This window comes from Ideonella sp., from assembly GCF_044358605.1.
Classification (GTDB): domain Bacteria; phylum Pseudomonadota; class Gammaproteobacteria; order Burkholderiales; family Burkholderiaceae_C; genus Ideonella.
Genome location: NZ_JBIKNQ010000046.1, coordinates 1 through 13,657, shown reverse-complemented (window position 1 = coordinate 13,657; position 13,657 = coordinate 1). Strand labels below are relative to the sequence as shown.

Here is a 13,657-nt window from a genome sequence, read left to right as displayed (position 1 = left end):
CCAAAGGGCACCACGCCCATCAGCCCCCCCGGCACCGCCTGTATCCCTCCGTGTCTCTGTGCCTCTGTGCCTCTGTGCCTCTGTGCCTCTGTGCCTCTGTGCCTCTGTGCCTCTGTGGCGGTCTTCAAACCCCCTCAAGCACCCTCAATGCCCACCAGCAAGCACACCGCCCGCGTCTCAATCGCCCTGCCCTCGCCCACCGGCCCCATTTTCTCGGCCGTCTTGGCTTTGACGTTCACTTGGCTCACCGCCACCCCCAACACCTCGGCAATGCGTGCCTGCATGGCCGCAATGTGCGGTGCCATCTTGGGCGCCTGGGCCACGATAGTGCAGTCCACATTGCCCACCTGCCAGCCCGCAGCGCGCACGCGCCGCATGGCCTCGGCCAGCAACACGGCTGAATCTGCGCCTTTGAACTCAACAGCAGTGTCCGGAAAGTGCCGCCCAATATCGCCCAAGCCAGCGCCGCCCAGCACCGCGTCGGTGATGGCATGCAGCAGCGCGTCAGCGTCAGAGTGGCCCAAGAGCCCATGGCTGTGGGGGATGGTGATGCCGCCCAGCACCAAGGGTCGACCGACGACGAGCGCATGGGTATCCCAGCCTTCGCCGATGCGGATGTTCAACAAAGAAGAGTGGGCAAGGGTCATCACGATCCAGTCAAAGAGTAGTGTTGCAGGCGTTCCAGGCTGCCCAGATGCGCCACCATGCTGCCATCGGCTGTCAGCGGCACTGCAACAGGGGCGGCCAAGGCCAGGGCATGATAGATGGTGTCCAATAGGTGGGGGTCCAAGTGCTGGGCCAGCGCCATGGCTTCAGCGAGCAAAGCGGCGTCGCCCTCTACAGACAGGTGCGAGGCCATCAAGTCCGCCCAATCTTGCAGCATAGTCTCCGACGCTTTGCGGGCCGGCATCCAGCACCCACTGCGGGGGCGAGGTGGGGCTCCCCACGCTCAAGCCCGGACCAGACGCCGCGCCCGGGCTAGGTCTTCCGCGCTGGTGACTGGCGCTTGTGCCAAACGGCCTAATAGCCGCTGGGCCGCCGCTTGGCGGGCTTGGTGCTGGGCTTGCTGGGCCACAGCGTCCTTCAAAAGCTCGGTCATTACCGCGCTCTTGTTATGCCCGGCAAAAGTCTGGTCAAAGGCCTTCTTCACCTCTTCGGGCACGCTGAAGGTCATGATCCTCATGGCGGAGCCTGTGTTGTTGAAGATTTCAGCAATCTAGCGAGGCCAAGCTGGGTGTGTCAAGCTGCGTCATAGAGCTAGAAAATTCGCACTGAATGAACCGCCGGGCACCCGCAAGCAATCTGCACTCAGTTGTGCAGGTAACCGAGCCAACATCCCTGAGGGTAGAAGTCGAATACTTCGACAGGCCGCCGCGTCTTGGTGAAGTGCCAGGACACCACGTTCACGGTTTCATTCTCAACACCCCAGTAGATGGAGCCGTCGGCCAAGCCATCCACCAGAGGATTCAAAAGGTCGATCCAACTCTTGGCAAATAGCGCTATGGAAGGTGGCGACTTTCCGACGTGTACGATCTGCTCAATGCATCCCGTCCCGCCGGGAAACAGATCAACGGCCATCACCTCTTTGCTCATGGTGCGAATGAACGGCATTCTCTTTGGGTGATATGGCCAGGGTTGCAGTAGATTGTTCTGGATCCATTCATCATCTATCCGAGCGCCAGTACCCCGGTGACGCTTAACTCGAACCGATGTAGTTGGGATACTGGCATACAAAGTCGGCAATTCTGCAATCGGGCGCCAAGTACCGTATGCGCCCGGGAAGAACCAGGCATCGCCTGATCCATTGTGGTGTGCGTAACTGTTTCTAAGGATGGGGGGGCAGCGCGAAGCCAAGCGCCCGCTCCGTGGCCACAATGTCGTCTTTCCCTGCCGGGGGAGCCATCTGCTCAAAAAGATCAGGTGCATGAACAGCGACCACACGATCAAACTTTGCCCAAAAGGCACGCATCTCATCCAAGGACATTTCCATACTTTCGATACTGCGGAAGCAGATCCCAAACATCGGTGGTTTCTAGGTCAACGCTAGATCGCCAGCCCAAAGGCTCCTGGTCCGTGCTAGACCAGATCACCAGGCCTTGATCGACTTGGTCCAGCAGTGCCGTCAGGTACTCCGTCAGGCTACCTGCTGCCAGTCCGACCGCTCCATATTTGGCGACCTCCAGCAGTTGGCCAACTGACCCTATCCCGCCGGGCAGACCATCCCAGACAAAGGAATCTCCCATGATCGTGATGCCGATCGTCAGGCGGCTTGGGTGGAACTTCCAGTCCACAAACGGATGGGAGCTCACCCACTCAGGATTCGGTAGGCATCTTTCACGCAGTCGCTCTTGATACCGCTCCTCAAACAGCCTGACTTCCACACTGTGAGTGTCGAGCATCTCGCGGGCCGACAGCATGCGATAAGGAAATCCCGCAGCAAAGACACAGTGCTGGCCGCTGCCATCATGGTGATCAAGCAGAGTCCTAATCTCATCGGGTAGAGGGAAGTCCAGCCCAGCCTCCAGCGCTTGCAGATCGATGCCTGAGACCGGGCCAGGCAGACTTGCCAGCAAGCCTGGTGAGAACCGCTCCAGGGCACTATCAAACCGCAACAGCAGCGACTTCAATTCAGACATTCAGGCCTCAATTCACGGGGTGATCTGGATTGAGCACATAAGACATTTGCCTTACGCCCCTTGCGAGCTCGAGCGTCAGCCAAGTAATCCGCTTCCAAATCGTCGAGGGGCTGCGAGGTGGCCTGTCTGGCCAAAGCAGTCATGGTCCATCCCGCTTCTTTGGCTAGGCGATTGAGCCGCAGCTCTAGCTCCGGGGTCAGGCGGATGGTGAGCATGCCAAGTCTCCTTTTTGCACGGCTAGCATAGCGCTCCTTGCTGCCACCGACGCAAAGGCGTTCCACGGCTGGCCGCCGAGGAATGCGTAGCGGCAAACCGATTGATGCTTACAGTGCGCAAGCCTAAAATACAGAAATCTGTACGAAAGAGGCTCTCGAATGAAAACCACGTTGGTTCTGAACGATGCGCTGGTGCAGCAAGCCAAGTCTTTGGCGGTTGAGCAAAAGACGACGCTGACTCGTTTGGTTGAAGAGGGGCTGCAACTGCGCCTGGGCAAGGCACATGTCAAGCCAAAGGCAGTCAAGCTGCCCATTTACGCCGGGCGTGGCGGCATCAAACCGGGCATCAACCCCGTCAGTAACAAAGCTTTATTGGACGCTGCGGACGCTGACTGACTGAGGGCCCACCATGACGCCCGATGTCAATGTGCTGCTCGCGGCCTCGCGCAGCGACCATCCTCACCACACTGCTGCGCTGGCTTGGCTCAACACCGCTCTGATCGCCGCCAGTCAGGGCACCCGCTTCAGCTTGCAACCCATGGTGGTGGCCAGCTTCATTCGGTTGGCTACCAACAGCCGCTTGTTTCCAAACCCGACACCGCCGGAACACGCTGTGCAATTTGTCGAGGCCTTGTTGCAATCTCCAGGCGTCAGCCTGGCGAACCTGGGGCCTGAGTGGCCCACCTTGGGTGCCCTGTGCAGCACCCAAAAACTCAGCGCCAATGCGGTGCCCGATGCCTGGCTGGCTGCCGCCGTGTTGCACCAGGGTGAACACTTGGTGAGTTTCGACGGCGACTTCAAACAGCTATTGCCAAAATCGCAATTCACCCGCCTCAGGCCTTGAGCGTTGCTGGGCCTTTCTGGCTCAGCAGCCTCACCCCACCATCCGCTGCGCCACCCGCCACAGCACCCCGCTGGGGTCGTGCAGGGTCATGTCCAGCAGGCCCCAAGGGCGCTGTTCGGGCTCGCTGATCTTCACGCCGTATTGCGCGGCGATGCCTTTGCGCAGCAGCTGGGCATGGAAGGCGTGGAGGTCGTCCACCATCAGGTGCATCATGAAGTTGTGGGCGTGTTGGGGTTCAAAAAAGTCTTGCAGCAAGAAGGCCGTTTGGCCCCAACGGAAGCCCGCGATATCGCCATGAGCAAACTCTTGGCTGAAGCCCAGGTCAGCGTAAAAGCGCTGAGACTGGGCAAAGTCTTTGGCTGGCACAAAGGCGCGCACTTCGGGGCCGCGCTGTTGGCTGGCCAACAGCCGCTCGGCCAAGGCAAAGTCGCCCGGCCAGGTGACTTTGAAGTTTTCATAGTCGCCGCGCACGAGCTTTGGGCTGTGGCCCAGACGCTCAACCGCACTGGCTTCGTCGGTCACTTGCTCACCGGCAAAGGCCAGGGCCGGGGCCAGCAGGCCCAGGCGGAACATCTGCGGGGTTTGGGCGGCCCATTTGCCGGTGCGGTCCAGGGTGCTGGTGATGCGCTCGGTGCCGGGCTCCTCCGCCTTCAGCGTGTCGGCCAGGGGCAAGGCCAGCAGGCCGCCGACTTCATCGTCCCAACAGGCGTCGATCAGGCGGTCCACCCATTCGGGGCGCAGCAGGCAGCGGGCCGCGTCGTGCACCAGCACCCAGTCTTGCGGCTGGGCGCCACGGGCACGCAGCTCATTCAGGCCATTGGCCACGGTCTCGGCCCGGGTGGCACCGCCCACCTTGGCCAGCCACAGGTGCTCAGTCTCGCCCTCACCTAAGTCTTCTTCAAACTGAATGTCGTCGGGTGCCAGCACCACCAGGGTGGCGGCAATGCGCGGCACTTTGGCCAGGGCTTGCAGGGTGTGGGCCACCAGCGGCTGGCCGCCTACGGGCTGATACTGCTTAGGCCCTAAGGTGCCAGCGCGGCTGCCAGTGCCCGCACAGGGCACCAGCGCAAAACAACGGGGCTCGGCCCCCACAGAATAGGTGGTCATAGGTGGGAGATTCTAGAATCCCCTGCTTTGATGCGCCCCCTGCTCTGAGGCTAGGGGCGTGTTGTCATTTCTGCCCCACGCTTTTCATGCAACTGCCCGTCATCGCCCCTGGCAAACGTTTCACCCTGCCCCGCCCCATCGGCTCGGGCGACGCGCTGCTGCTGGCCCAGATGGCCCAGGCGCGGGTGGCCGAGCAGCGCACCCTGGTGGTGATGACGGCCGAGCCCGCCGACGCCCAGCGCCTGGCCGAAGAACTGCCGTTTTTTGCGCCGGGCCTGCGGGTGGCCATCTTCCCGGACTGGGAAACCCTGCCCTACGACACCTTCAGCCCGCACCAAGACCTGATCTCGGAGCGGCTGGCCACGCTGTGGCGCATCCACCAGCGTGAAGTGGATGTGGTAGTGCTGCCCGCCACCACAGCGCTAACGCGCTTGGCCCCCCCCAGCTTTTTGGCCGGCACCACCTTTCAGTTCAAGCAAAAGGCCAAGCTCGATGAAGCCGCGCTGAAAAGCCAGTTGACGCTGGCGGGCTACAGCCATGTGAGCCAGGTCGTCTCGCCCGGTGAATATGCCGTGCGCGGCGGGCTGATTGACCTGTTTCCCATGGGCTCCAACGTGCCCTACCGGGTGGACTTGTTCGACAACGAGATCGACTCCATCCGCACCTTTGACCCCGACACCCAGCGCAGCCTCTACCCCGTGCCTTCCGTGCAGTTGTTGCCGGGGCGCGAGTTCCCCATGGACGACGCGGCGCGCACCCGCTTCAGGCAGCGCTGGCGCGAGCAGATGGAAGGCGACCCCACCCGCTCGCGCATCTACAAGGACATCGCCCAAGGCATCGCCACGGCCGGCATTGAGTACTACCTGCCGCTGTTCTTTGACGAGCCCGCCAGTATTTTTGAGTACATCGGCAGCCACCAACAAACGCATCTGGTGCTGCACGGCGAGGTGGACGAAGCCCTGCAGCGCTTTTGGGTAGACACCCGCGAGCGCCACCGCTTTTTGCAGCACGACCCCGAGCGGCCCATCTTGCCGCCCGAGTCCATCTACCTGCGGGTGGAAGAGTTCTTTGCCCGCTGCAACGAGCACGCTGCCCTGGCCCTGCGCGGCAACGAGGCCGTGGATTGGGCCCGGCCCCTGCCGGACATCTCCACCGACCGTGGCGCCACCGAGCCGCTGGCCACGCTGGAGAAGCACCTGCGCGAGACGCCGCACCGCGTGCTGCTGCTGGCCGAAAGCGACGGCCGCCGCGAAAGCCTGCTGGAGATGCTGCGCGACCACGGCATCAGCATCCCCAGTGTGGACACGCTGGCGGAGTTTGACGCGGGCGATGAGAAGGTGGCCATCGCCGCCGCACCGCTGGCGGCCGGTTTTCATTGGCACGAGCCTGCGGCCAATCCCGCCCGCTCGCTGCAGTTCATCACCGAGACCGAGCTGTTTGCCACAGCGCCCACCGCCCGCCGCCGCCGCAAGCAAGAGCAGACCAGCAATGTCGATGCGCTGATCAAAGACCTCTCCGAGCTGAAGGTGGGCGACCCGGTGGTGCACTCGGCCCATGGCATTGGCCGCTACCAGGGCTTGGTGCACATTGACTTGAGCGGTGGCACCGACGGCGCCAGCGAGTTCTTACACCTCAAGTACGCCGACGACGCCACGCTGTATGTGCCCGTCAGCCAACTACACCTCATCAGCCGCTACACGGGCGTGAGCGCGGACGAGGCCCCCTTGCACCGCCTGGGCTCTGGCCAGTGGGAGAAGGCGCGCCGCAAGGCGGCCGAGCAAGTGCGCGACACTGCCGCCGAGCTGCTCAACCTTTATGCCCTGCGCGCTGCGCGCGAGGGCATGAGCCACCGCTTCTCGCCGCACGACTACGAAGCCTTTGCCGCCAGCTTTGGTTTTGAAGAAACGGCGGACCAGCGCGCGGCCATCCACGCCGTCATCCAAGACATGATCTCGCCCAAGCCCATGGACCGGCTGGTCTGCGGCGATGTGGGCTTTGGCAAGACCGAGGTGGCGCTGCGTGCCGCCTTTGTGGCGGTGCATGGGGGCAAGCAGGTGGCGATCTTGGCGCCCACCACGCTGCTGGCTGAACAGCACTACCAAACCATCGTCGATCGCTTTGGCAAGTGGCCCGTCAAGGTGGCCGAGCTGAGCCGCTTTCGCACGCCCAAAGAGGTCAAGGCCGCGCTGGAAGGCATGGAGGCCGGCACCATCGACATCGTGGTGGGCACGCACAAGCTGCTGTCAAAGGATGTGAAGTTCAAGCGCCTGGGCCTCTTGGTGATCGACGAGGAACACCGCTTTGGCGTGCGTCACAAAGAGGCCATCAAAGCCATGCGTGCCGAGGTCGATGTGTTGACCCTGACCGCCACACCCATCCCCCGCACCTTGGGCATGGCGCTGGAGGGCCTGCGCGATCTGAGTGTGATCGCCACGGCGCCGCAGCGCCGCCTGGCCATCAAAACCTTTGTGCGCAGCGAGAGCAGCGGCACCATCCGCGAGGCCGTGCTGCGGGAGCTGAAGCGCGGTGGGCAGGTGTACTTCCTGCACAACGAGGTCGAGACCATCGAAAACCGGCGCCAGAAGCTGCAAGAGCTGGTGCCCGAGGCCCGCATTGCCGTGGCCCACGGCCAAATGCCCGAGCGCGAGCTGGAGCGGGTGATGCGCGAGTTCACCGGCCAACGCCATAACGTGCTGCTGTGCTCCACCATCATCGAGACCGGCATTGACGTGCCCAGCGCCAACACCATCATCATTGCGCGGGCTGACAAGTTTGGCCTGGCCCAGTTGCACCAGTTGCGGGGCCGCGTGGGCCGCAGCCACCACCAGGCCTATGCCTACTTGCTGGTGCCCGATGTGGAAGGCCTGACCAAGCAGGCCAGCCAGCGCCTGACGGCCATTCAAGAGATGGAAGAGCTGGGCTCGGGCTTCTACCTCGCCATGCACGACCTGGAGATTCGCGGTGCCGGTGAGGTGCTGGGAGACCACCAGAGCGGCAATATGATGGAAGTGGGCTTCCAGCTCTATAACGAAATGTTGAGCGAAGCCGTGCGGGCACTGAAAAAGGGCGAAGAGCCCGACCTGCTCAGCCCTCACAGCGCCGTGTTTGGCGCCACCACCGAGATCAATCTGCACAGCCCCGCCCTGCTGCCCGACGCCTACTGCGGCGACGTGCACACCCGCCTCTCGCTCTATAAAAAGCTGGCCAGCGCCGAGCGGCCAGAGCACTTGGAGCTGCTGCTCGAAGAGATTACCGACCGCTTTGGCAAACTGCCCACCCAAGGCCAAACCCTTTTCGACACCCACCGCCTGCGCATCCAGGCCAAGCCCTATGGCGTGATGAAGATCGACGCCGGGCCGCGCCTGATGAGCATCACCTTCAAGCCCAACCCGCCCATTGATGCGATGCGCATCATCGAGCTGGTGCAAAAGAACCGCCACGTCAAACTGGCGGGCAATGACAAGCTGCGCATCGAGCGCGAGATCGCCGAGCCCCGCGCTCGGGCCGATTTCATGCGCGACATCTTGCGCTCGTTGGGCCAGCCGGTGCGGGCGGCTTGATGCCCACCTTGCAGACGCAAACCGACGAAGAAGGCGCGGCCGCAGCGCTCAATCAGCCTTGTGCCAGCGCGGCAAAGAGCGTCACCCGCACCATTTGGGCAGACACCTCAAAGCGCAAGGGCGGGTTGCCGTTCTCGCGCAGCGCCTTTTGCGCAAGGCTTAAGCCCACACCAAAGCGCTGCACCAAGCCGAACACCTTCATCGCCTCGGCCAAGTGAGGGTTGCGGTAGTCGGTGACCCCGGCTTGCCCAAAATTGCTCACCGTCACCAAGCCAAACGGGCCGCCCGGGCTCATGACCTCGATGCGGTCATCAAACCAGTACACCCGCACCGGTGCATGGGTGGCCTCATAAGTCCGATGCATCAAAGCATTGCGGGTCACCTGCTGCAAGGCGGCTGGAGGGTACAGGTAATGCCGTTGCTCCACCGTTTGGGAGGTGAACTCCACCTTGACCCGGTTGTGCGAAGCCAGCTTGTCATCCAGCCTTGCAGCCAGTTGAGGCAGTGGCCCGTCCAACAGGGCCTCATCCTCCACAGCGTCGCCCCATTCACGCCCCTGAATCCGCAAGAACTGCACGTACGCACCGGGCAACAGCCGGGTCGGCTGGCGCCCCAAACAAAGCGCCCCCAAGACGGTAGGGCACAAGGTGTCGGCCGAGTCCACCATGCGGCAAGCCGACAGGCGCTGCTCCATGCTGCGCTCGTTGGCCGCCAGCACATCGGGGGCAAAGGCCTGCGGCAAATAGTCCTCTGCAAAAAGGCTCAGGCTCAGGTCAGCCATGCTGGCGCCGGGCACGGGCCGCAGGTCAAAAGGTTGATCTCTATGACGTCTTCGCTCGTTCAAGATGCGCTCATCCTGCGCACTTGCCAAGTCCCGACGCGGCCCCGTGCGCACCCAAATGCGCCCGTTGTAGCGCACGGGTGGGGCGTCTGCCGGCCACACGCACACCACGGCCACCGCCTGCCCTTGCAACACACGGCGCTCCACCGTCATGGTGGGCTGCGGCACGATGCGCCCGTCACTTTTGATGTCGGCCAGGGTGCGCAGAAGTTCATCACTGATGTCCAGCGGCTGAGACAGCGCTTGCCCGTCATCACTCGCACCCAAGAACAACACGCCCGGCAGGCCATGGCCCGGCAAATCGTTGGCAAAAGCACAAATCGCCTCCCGCGCCTTGTCCGCCACACTGCCGCTCCACGCCTGCTTGCGCTCGACCCGGTCGCTTTCAAGGTCGCCCAGCAGTGCGAGAAGGTCTTCATCGGTCAACGGGTTCATGCTCACCATCCCCTCAGCTTGTTCAGCCCACATTCACTGGAATCAGGGTCATCGTATCGTTACCGAAGATATCAATGACCTTGACCGCCACGGTGTATCGGCCAGCGCGGTCGTAGGTGTGTACGGCGGTGGCCAATTCCAGCTCACGGCTTTGGCGGGTGCGGAAGCTCTGCCATTCGTTCTCGAAGATATAGCCTCCCGTCCATCGCTCTTCAAACTCCGGCAAGGCCAGCACACCTTGCGGGTGCTCAAAGCCTTCTAGGCTGGCCACACCGCCAAGACCCGTGCCCACCGGCACTTTGATGATCTCTTTGCGCTGCAGGTAGTCGAAGTCGACGGCCCAGTAGTCCACCCAGTCGGTCCAGTGCTTGGTCAGCCGCTCCCGAGTCACCACGCCCTCTTTGCTCTTGCTGATTTTGTAGAGCTGGCCCTGCTCGCAAATCACATCACTTTTGCCCTCCTTCAGTGCTGCAATGGCGGCATCCGCAGCCCCTTGGGTGTAGTACACCGAGAAGTCGCTCAACTCAATCGTCAAGGCCAGCTTGTTCTTTTTGTCATAGCGGGGCGTGGCCTCGACAAAGCTGATGTCGTGGAAGACCACCTGGCCCTTGTCCACCGCCCGCTTGTCAAAAACCTCTGCCGGGATGTACTTGGGGCTGAGATCGATGCCCTTGCTGCGGGCCTCCTCCAGCACCGCCGGGAACAGGCCCATCTCGAACTCAAAGGCCAGGATGTCCACCCGCGAGGCTCCCCGCTTGCGGCACTCGGTGATGACCTCCTCCACAAACAAACGGCCCACGGGCAGGTTGATCGGCCCGATGACCACCAGGCGGCCATTGCGGGCACCGTGGAAGAAACCGTCCTGAGCGGCACCTTCCGCGCCTAGCGGGCTCGCCTTGTAAGCGCGCAAGATCAGGTCGCGGAACTCGCATTCTTTCTGATTCAAGGCTGCTGACCTCTGTTCAGCAGTCAGGCGGCCACCGAGGTTGAGGTAGGCCTGCCGCTCATAGCGGCCCAAGTTCAAGACCTCGAAGGCTCGGAAGTCCTTCTCGGCGGCTTTCAACTCACGCTGCACACCGATGAGACGCTTGCGGGTGGTGTGGATACCGAACTTGCCGAGGTCAGTGGCGATCCATCGACGTCCAAGACGCTCTGCAACCGCAGCGGTAGTGCCTGAGCCAATGAAGAAGTCGGCCACCAGGTCGCCCTCGTCGCTGCAAGCGAGCATGATTTTTTCCAGCAGGGCCTCAGGCTTTTGGGTCGGATAGCCTGTCCGAATATGGGCGGACGGTGCCTCAATCGAGATCGTGAAAACATCCTCTGGAAACTTGCCGTCAGGGTTCAGACTTTGCTCGCCGAAGTCCTCCCCGTTTCTGACGTTTCGGATCGTGCTGCTGAACCGCTCGACTGTTGCCGCCGCGTACTCGTCTCGCACGCGGTCTGGGTGGAAGGTCCACGAGTCGCCTCTCGCGTACCAAAAAATGTTGTCGTGCTTCCGACCAAAGAAGCGCTTTCCGAGACGGCCGCCCGAGTACTTCCAGATGATCTCGTTGTTGAAACGCTCTCGACCGAAAATCTCGTCCATGGCAAGCCGCACCAATGCACTGACTCGATAGTCGCAATGCAGGAAGATGCTGCCGTCTGGGGCAAGCAGGTCGCGCATCAGAACCAGCCGCTCGTACATCATGGCGATGAAGCTGTCGGTCCCACGCCCCCAGGTGTCTCGATAGGCGATCTGTTCGAGCAGGTTCGCCTCCTTGTGGAACGTCTCGCCCCCGATCTCAATGTCCATCGAGAAATCAGCCCCCACATCAAATGGCGGGTCGATGTAGATCAGCTTCAAGCCGCCCGCGTCCTCGATCTGCTGGCGCAGTGGGCCCGCTTTCAATGACGACAAGATCAGCTTGTTGTCGCCCCAAATCAACTTGTTGGACCAGCCCTTCATCTGCCGCCCCCGGCTGTCGAAGAGGTCGCCCTGAGTCTTGGTCTCTTGGCGGGGCTCGTCGATGTGCTCCAGCGTCTGGAAAGGCAGCACGGTGGTACACACATCCCGGGTCTTGCCGTTCCACACCAGCTCCACTTCACGCTTGTCCTCGAACAGGATGAAGCGGTATTTCTCGGGCAGGGCCTTGCCTTGCTGGATCAGGTTGAACAGGTCGCGTTGCTCGGCCTCGCTGAGGTCGTAGGTCTTTTTGAATTTGCTCATGTTTGCGGCTTCGCGTTGTGGGCCACCTCGGCAATGGCGTCGAGCATCTGAATGACTTCCAGGTCGATTTGCGCAAGCGGCATGGCGTCGGCCAGGGCGTGGTAGTCGCGTTTGTAGGTCTGTTGAGGGGTGCCCAAACGCTGGTAATAGTTTTCAAACAGGGGGTCCAGGAACTCGTCCGTCACCTTGATGTCTGGGCCCCAGGGGTCGGGGCGGCGCGCCACCTTCAAGGCGGCCACCATCTCGGCGATGCAGATTTGCATGATCTCGCTGCGGTTATGGCGCTCCGCTTGCTCTAGCAAGTCGTCATCGGACAAGCCCAGGTTAACGAACCCCAGCAAACTTTCAGGCGTCACCAGGTAGTTCTCTATCTCGCGACGTGACCACATGTGCAAGGCCAGCCCTAGGCCGCCCGGGTGCAACTCTTTATCCAGGCGGTCAAACAATGCAATACCCAGGAGGTCGGGCTTTGCTTCACGCAGCCCCTGAAAATGGTTGCGCGCGTCTTGGGGCTGATTGCTGCTGAGGTAATTGACCGGAACCGAGCCTTCCAGAATTGTCTGGGCAGGATGGTTCAGGCGCACAGCCAATCGGCGAAGGATGGCTAAGTCCGTAGACCCTTCCAGATAAAGCATCCACCCTTTTTGTTCTGCCAGGTAATAGTCGGCGATTCGAATGCTTTCCAGCGACTTCTTGACTTGGCTTCTACCTCGGGTGTCGATGCGGTGGGGTTTGCCGACAAAAGCAATCACCACATCGCGTTCGGCCGCTTCTTGCAAAACCACTTCCGAATGGCTTGCCAGCACGAGCTGAGAATCACTCTGCGCGGCAATATCCGTCAGCAGGTTGTACACATCACGCTGGCGCAGAATCTCCAGATGGGCGTCTGGCTCATCCAGCAAGAGCACGGAGCCAGGGTTGGCCAACATGAAAGCCAAGAGCATCAACACCTGTTGGCACCCTCGTCCAGAGGATGAGAGATCCAGCTCGACACTGTCGCGTTGTTGGTCCTTGTAAGTCAAGGTCAACTCCGCACGCTCTTTGACGTAGGTCGGTTCTTGGAGCTGGATGTGGAACAAGCTGGTCATGTGATTGACCAGGGTCTTCCAGCCGGTTCGATCCTCGCGGGTGAACAGTTGCCAGCAGAGGTTGCGCAACACTTGCGCCGTCTGGCCTTCACCAATCAAGACATTGATCTCACCTGGCTCTTTGCGGTGCTCTCTGGCGGCCAAACCCGACATGGGAGGCAAAAACACCACCGAATGCTTGCGGGCCCCTTCGGGGATTTTCCCGTCGTCGCTGTCTTTCAAACGGCAGTAAAACGACTCCTCGTTCGCAAAATAGAACTCAAGTGCGCAGGACCACGGCTTGTCTCCATCCAGCCCTTGCGCTTCCAGCGTGATGTACACCTTGCCTGTTTTGTCAGCGACTTTGTCTTGGGCGTGGGTGCGCAGTCCGTTCCAGAGCAACTTGGCGTTAGGGACGGGAATGGCGTACAAGTCGCGGCGGTTGATGGTGACGCCTTTGCGCTCAGCGGGTGAGCTCTTGTCCCGCTTCTCAGCCCATCGACGCCAACCCACGTCCCACAATGCCAAGGCTTGCAAAGCGGTGGTCTTGCCAGAGTTGTTGGGCCCAATGAACACGGCAGCATTGCCCAGCTCCAACTCGACGGAACCGAGGCGCTTGAAATTGGTGATTTTGAAGTGGGTGATCATGTTTGATACTCCCGAAAAGCGCTCACCAGGCCTGCGAAGCTCGTGGGCTTGTGTTGCTCAAAGCTCTCTTGATCGACGTAGACGAAGCCGTACCTCGT

General features: G+C 61.5%; 12 protein-coding genes. 3 read left to right on the top strand and 9 right to left on the bottom strand.

Features of this window, described 5'->3' with window-relative positions:
- Window positions 1-134 precede the first annotated feature (134 nt).
- The 5 genes from ispF to ACIQ3Q_RS15735 all read right to left on the bottom strand — a co-directional run bounded on the left by ispF (window position 135) and on the right by ACIQ3Q_RS15735 (window position 2,636).
- Entirely contained in the window at window positions 135-647 is a 513-nt protein-coding gene (ispF, locus tag ACIQ3Q_RS15755) for a 2-C-methyl-D-erythritol 2,4-cyclodiphosphate synthase (RefSeq protein WP_396270122.1), read from the bottom strand.
- Window positions 647-883 carry a hypothetical protein gene (locus tag ACIQ3Q_RS15750; RefSeq protein WP_396270121.1) on the bottom strand — a complete coding sequence of 79 codons (237 nt, stop codon included), beginning with the start codon at window positions 881-883 and terminating at the stop codon, window positions 647-649. Before ACIQ3Q_RS15750 ends, ispF begins: the two co-directional genes overlap by 1 nt.
- Window positions 884-949: 66 nt before the next feature.
- Window positions 950-1,183, bottom strand: a complete 234-nt coding sequence (locus ACIQ3Q_RS15745; protein ID WP_396270120.1) for a hypothetical protein — start codon at window positions 1,181-1,183, stop codon at window positions 950-952.
- Between the two features lie 125 nt (window positions 1,184-1,308).
- The gene (locus ACIQ3Q_RS15740; protein ID WP_396270119.1) at window positions 1,309-1,593 is read right to left on the bottom strand and encodes a hypothetical protein; all 285 of its coding nucleotides are present in this window, start codon (window positions 1,591-1,593) and stop codon (window positions 1,309-1,311) included.
- A gap of 377 nt (window positions 1,594-1,970) precedes the next feature.
- Window positions 1,971-2,636: a hypothetical protein gene (locus ACIQ3Q_RS15735; RefSeq protein ID WP_396270118.1), complete on the bottom strand. Its 666-nt coding sequence runs from the start codon at window positions 2,634-2,636 to the stop codon at window positions 1,971-1,973.
- A gap of 374 nt (window positions 2,637-3,010) precedes the next feature.
- Here ACIQ3Q_RS15735 and ACIQ3Q_RS15730 point away from each other — a divergent pair, with 374 nt between their 5' ends.
- Entirely contained in the window at window positions 3,011-3,247 is a 237-nt protein-coding gene (locus ACIQ3Q_RS15730; RefSeq protein WP_396270117.1) for a DUF6364 family protein, read from the top strand.
- Window positions 3,248-3,260: 13 nt separating this feature from the next.
- The gene (locus ACIQ3Q_RS15725; RefSeq protein WP_396270116.1) at window positions 3,261-3,695 is read left to right on the top strand and encodes a TA system VapC family ribonuclease toxin; all 435 of its coding nucleotides are present in this window, start codon (window positions 3,261-3,263) and stop codon (window positions 3,693-3,695) included.
- A 30-nt stretch (window positions 3,696-3,725) separates the two neighbouring features.
- Here ACIQ3Q_RS15725 and ispD read toward each other — a convergent pair whose 3' ends face one another.
- A complete protein-coding gene (gene ispD / locus ACIQ3Q_RS15720; protein WP_396270115.1) occupies window positions 3,726-4,802 on the bottom strand; it encodes a 2-C-methyl-D-erythritol 4-phosphate cytidylyltransferase in 1,077 nt (358 codons plus the stop codon).
- Window positions 4,803-4,888: 86 nt separating this feature from the next.
- On the opposite strand from ispD, the gene mfd reads away from it, so the two are divergent.
- Window positions 4,889-8,362, top strand: coding sequence for a transcription-repair coupling factor (mfd, locus tag ACIQ3Q_RS15715; RefSeq protein WP_396270114.1), 3,474 nt, complete (start codon window positions 4,889-4,891; stop codon window positions 8,360-8,362).
- A gap of 52 nt (window positions 8,363-8,414) precedes the next feature.
- Here the strand turns inward: mfd and ACIQ3Q_RS15710 are convergent, their stop codons facing one another.
- From ACIQ3Q_RS15710 to ACIQ3Q_RS15700, 3 genes are read right to left on the bottom strand one after another with little or no spacing between them, the layout of a single operon-like run.
- Window positions 8,415-9,638 (bottom strand): ATP-binding protein, encoded by a 1,224-nt coding sequence (locus ACIQ3Q_RS15710; protein ID WP_396270113.1) that lies wholly within the window; start codon window positions 9,636-9,638, stop codon window positions 8,415-8,417.
- A gap of 22 nt (window positions 9,639-9,660) precedes the next feature.
- Entirely contained in the window at window positions 9,661-11,844 is a 2,184-nt protein-coding gene (locus tag ACIQ3Q_RS15705; RefSeq protein ID WP_396270112.1) for a DNA methyltransferase, read from the bottom strand.
- Window positions 11,841-13,559 (bottom strand): ATP-dependent nuclease, encoded by a 1,719-nt coding sequence (locus tag ACIQ3Q_RS15700; protein WP_396270111.1) that lies wholly within the window; start codon window positions 13,557-13,559, stop codon window positions 11,841-11,843. The genes ACIQ3Q_RS15705 and ACIQ3Q_RS15700 overlap by 4 nt, the downstream gene beginning before the upstream one ends.
- Between the last annotated feature and the right edge of the window lie 98 nt (window positions 13,560-13,657).

Excerpts from the sequence above, each read along its gene's own strand:
- ACIQ3Q_RS15710 (WP_396270113.1), bottom strand. The coding sequence starts at position 9,638 with ATGAACCCGTTGACCGATGAAGACCTTCTCGCACTGCTGGGCGACCTT.
- ACIQ3Q_RS15750 (WP_396270121.1), bottom strand. The coding sequence starts at position 883 with ATGCTGCAAGATTGGGCGGACTTGATGGCCTCGCACCTGTCTGTAGAG.
- ACIQ3Q_RS15745 (WP_396270120.1), bottom strand. The coding sequence starts at position 1,183 with ATGAGGATCATGACCTTCAGCGTGCCCGAAGAGGTGAAGAAGGCCTTT.
- ACIQ3Q_RS15735 (WP_396270118.1), bottom strand. The coding sequence starts at position 2,636 with ATGTCTGAATTGAAGTCGCTGCTGTTGCGGTTTGATAGTGCCCTGGAG.
- ACIQ3Q_RS15705 (WP_396270112.1), bottom strand. The coding sequence starts at position 11,844 with ATGAGCAAATTCAAAAAGACCTACGACCTCAGCGAGGCCGAGCAACGC.
- mfd (WP_396270114.1), top strand. The coding sequence starts at position 4,889 with ATGCAACTGCCCGTCATCGCCCCTGGCAAACGTTTCACCCTGCCCCGC.
- ispD (WP_396270115.1), bottom strand. The coding sequence starts at position 4,802 with ATGACCACCTATTCTGTGGGGGCCGAGCCCCGTTGTTTTGCGCTGGTG.
- ACIQ3Q_RS15725 (WP_396270116.1), top strand. The coding sequence starts at position 3,261 with ATGACGCCCGATGTCAATGTGCTGCTCGCGGCCTCGCGCAGCGACCAT.
- ACIQ3Q_RS15700 (WP_396270111.1), bottom strand. The coding sequence starts at position 13,559 with ATGATCACCCACTTCAAAATCACCAATTTCAAGCGCCTCGGTTCCGTC.
- ACIQ3Q_RS15740 (WP_396270119.1), bottom strand. The coding sequence starts at position 1,593 with ATGAGCAAAGAGGTGATGGCCGTTGATCTGTTTCCCGGCGGGACGGGA.
- ACIQ3Q_RS15730 (WP_396270117.1), top strand. The coding sequence starts at position 3,011 with ATGAAAACCACGTTGGTTCTGAACGATGCGCTGGTGCAGCAAGCCAAG.
- ispF (WP_396270122.1), bottom strand. The coding sequence starts at position 647 with ATGACCCTTGCCCACTCTTCTTTGTTGAACATCCGCATCGGCGAAGGC.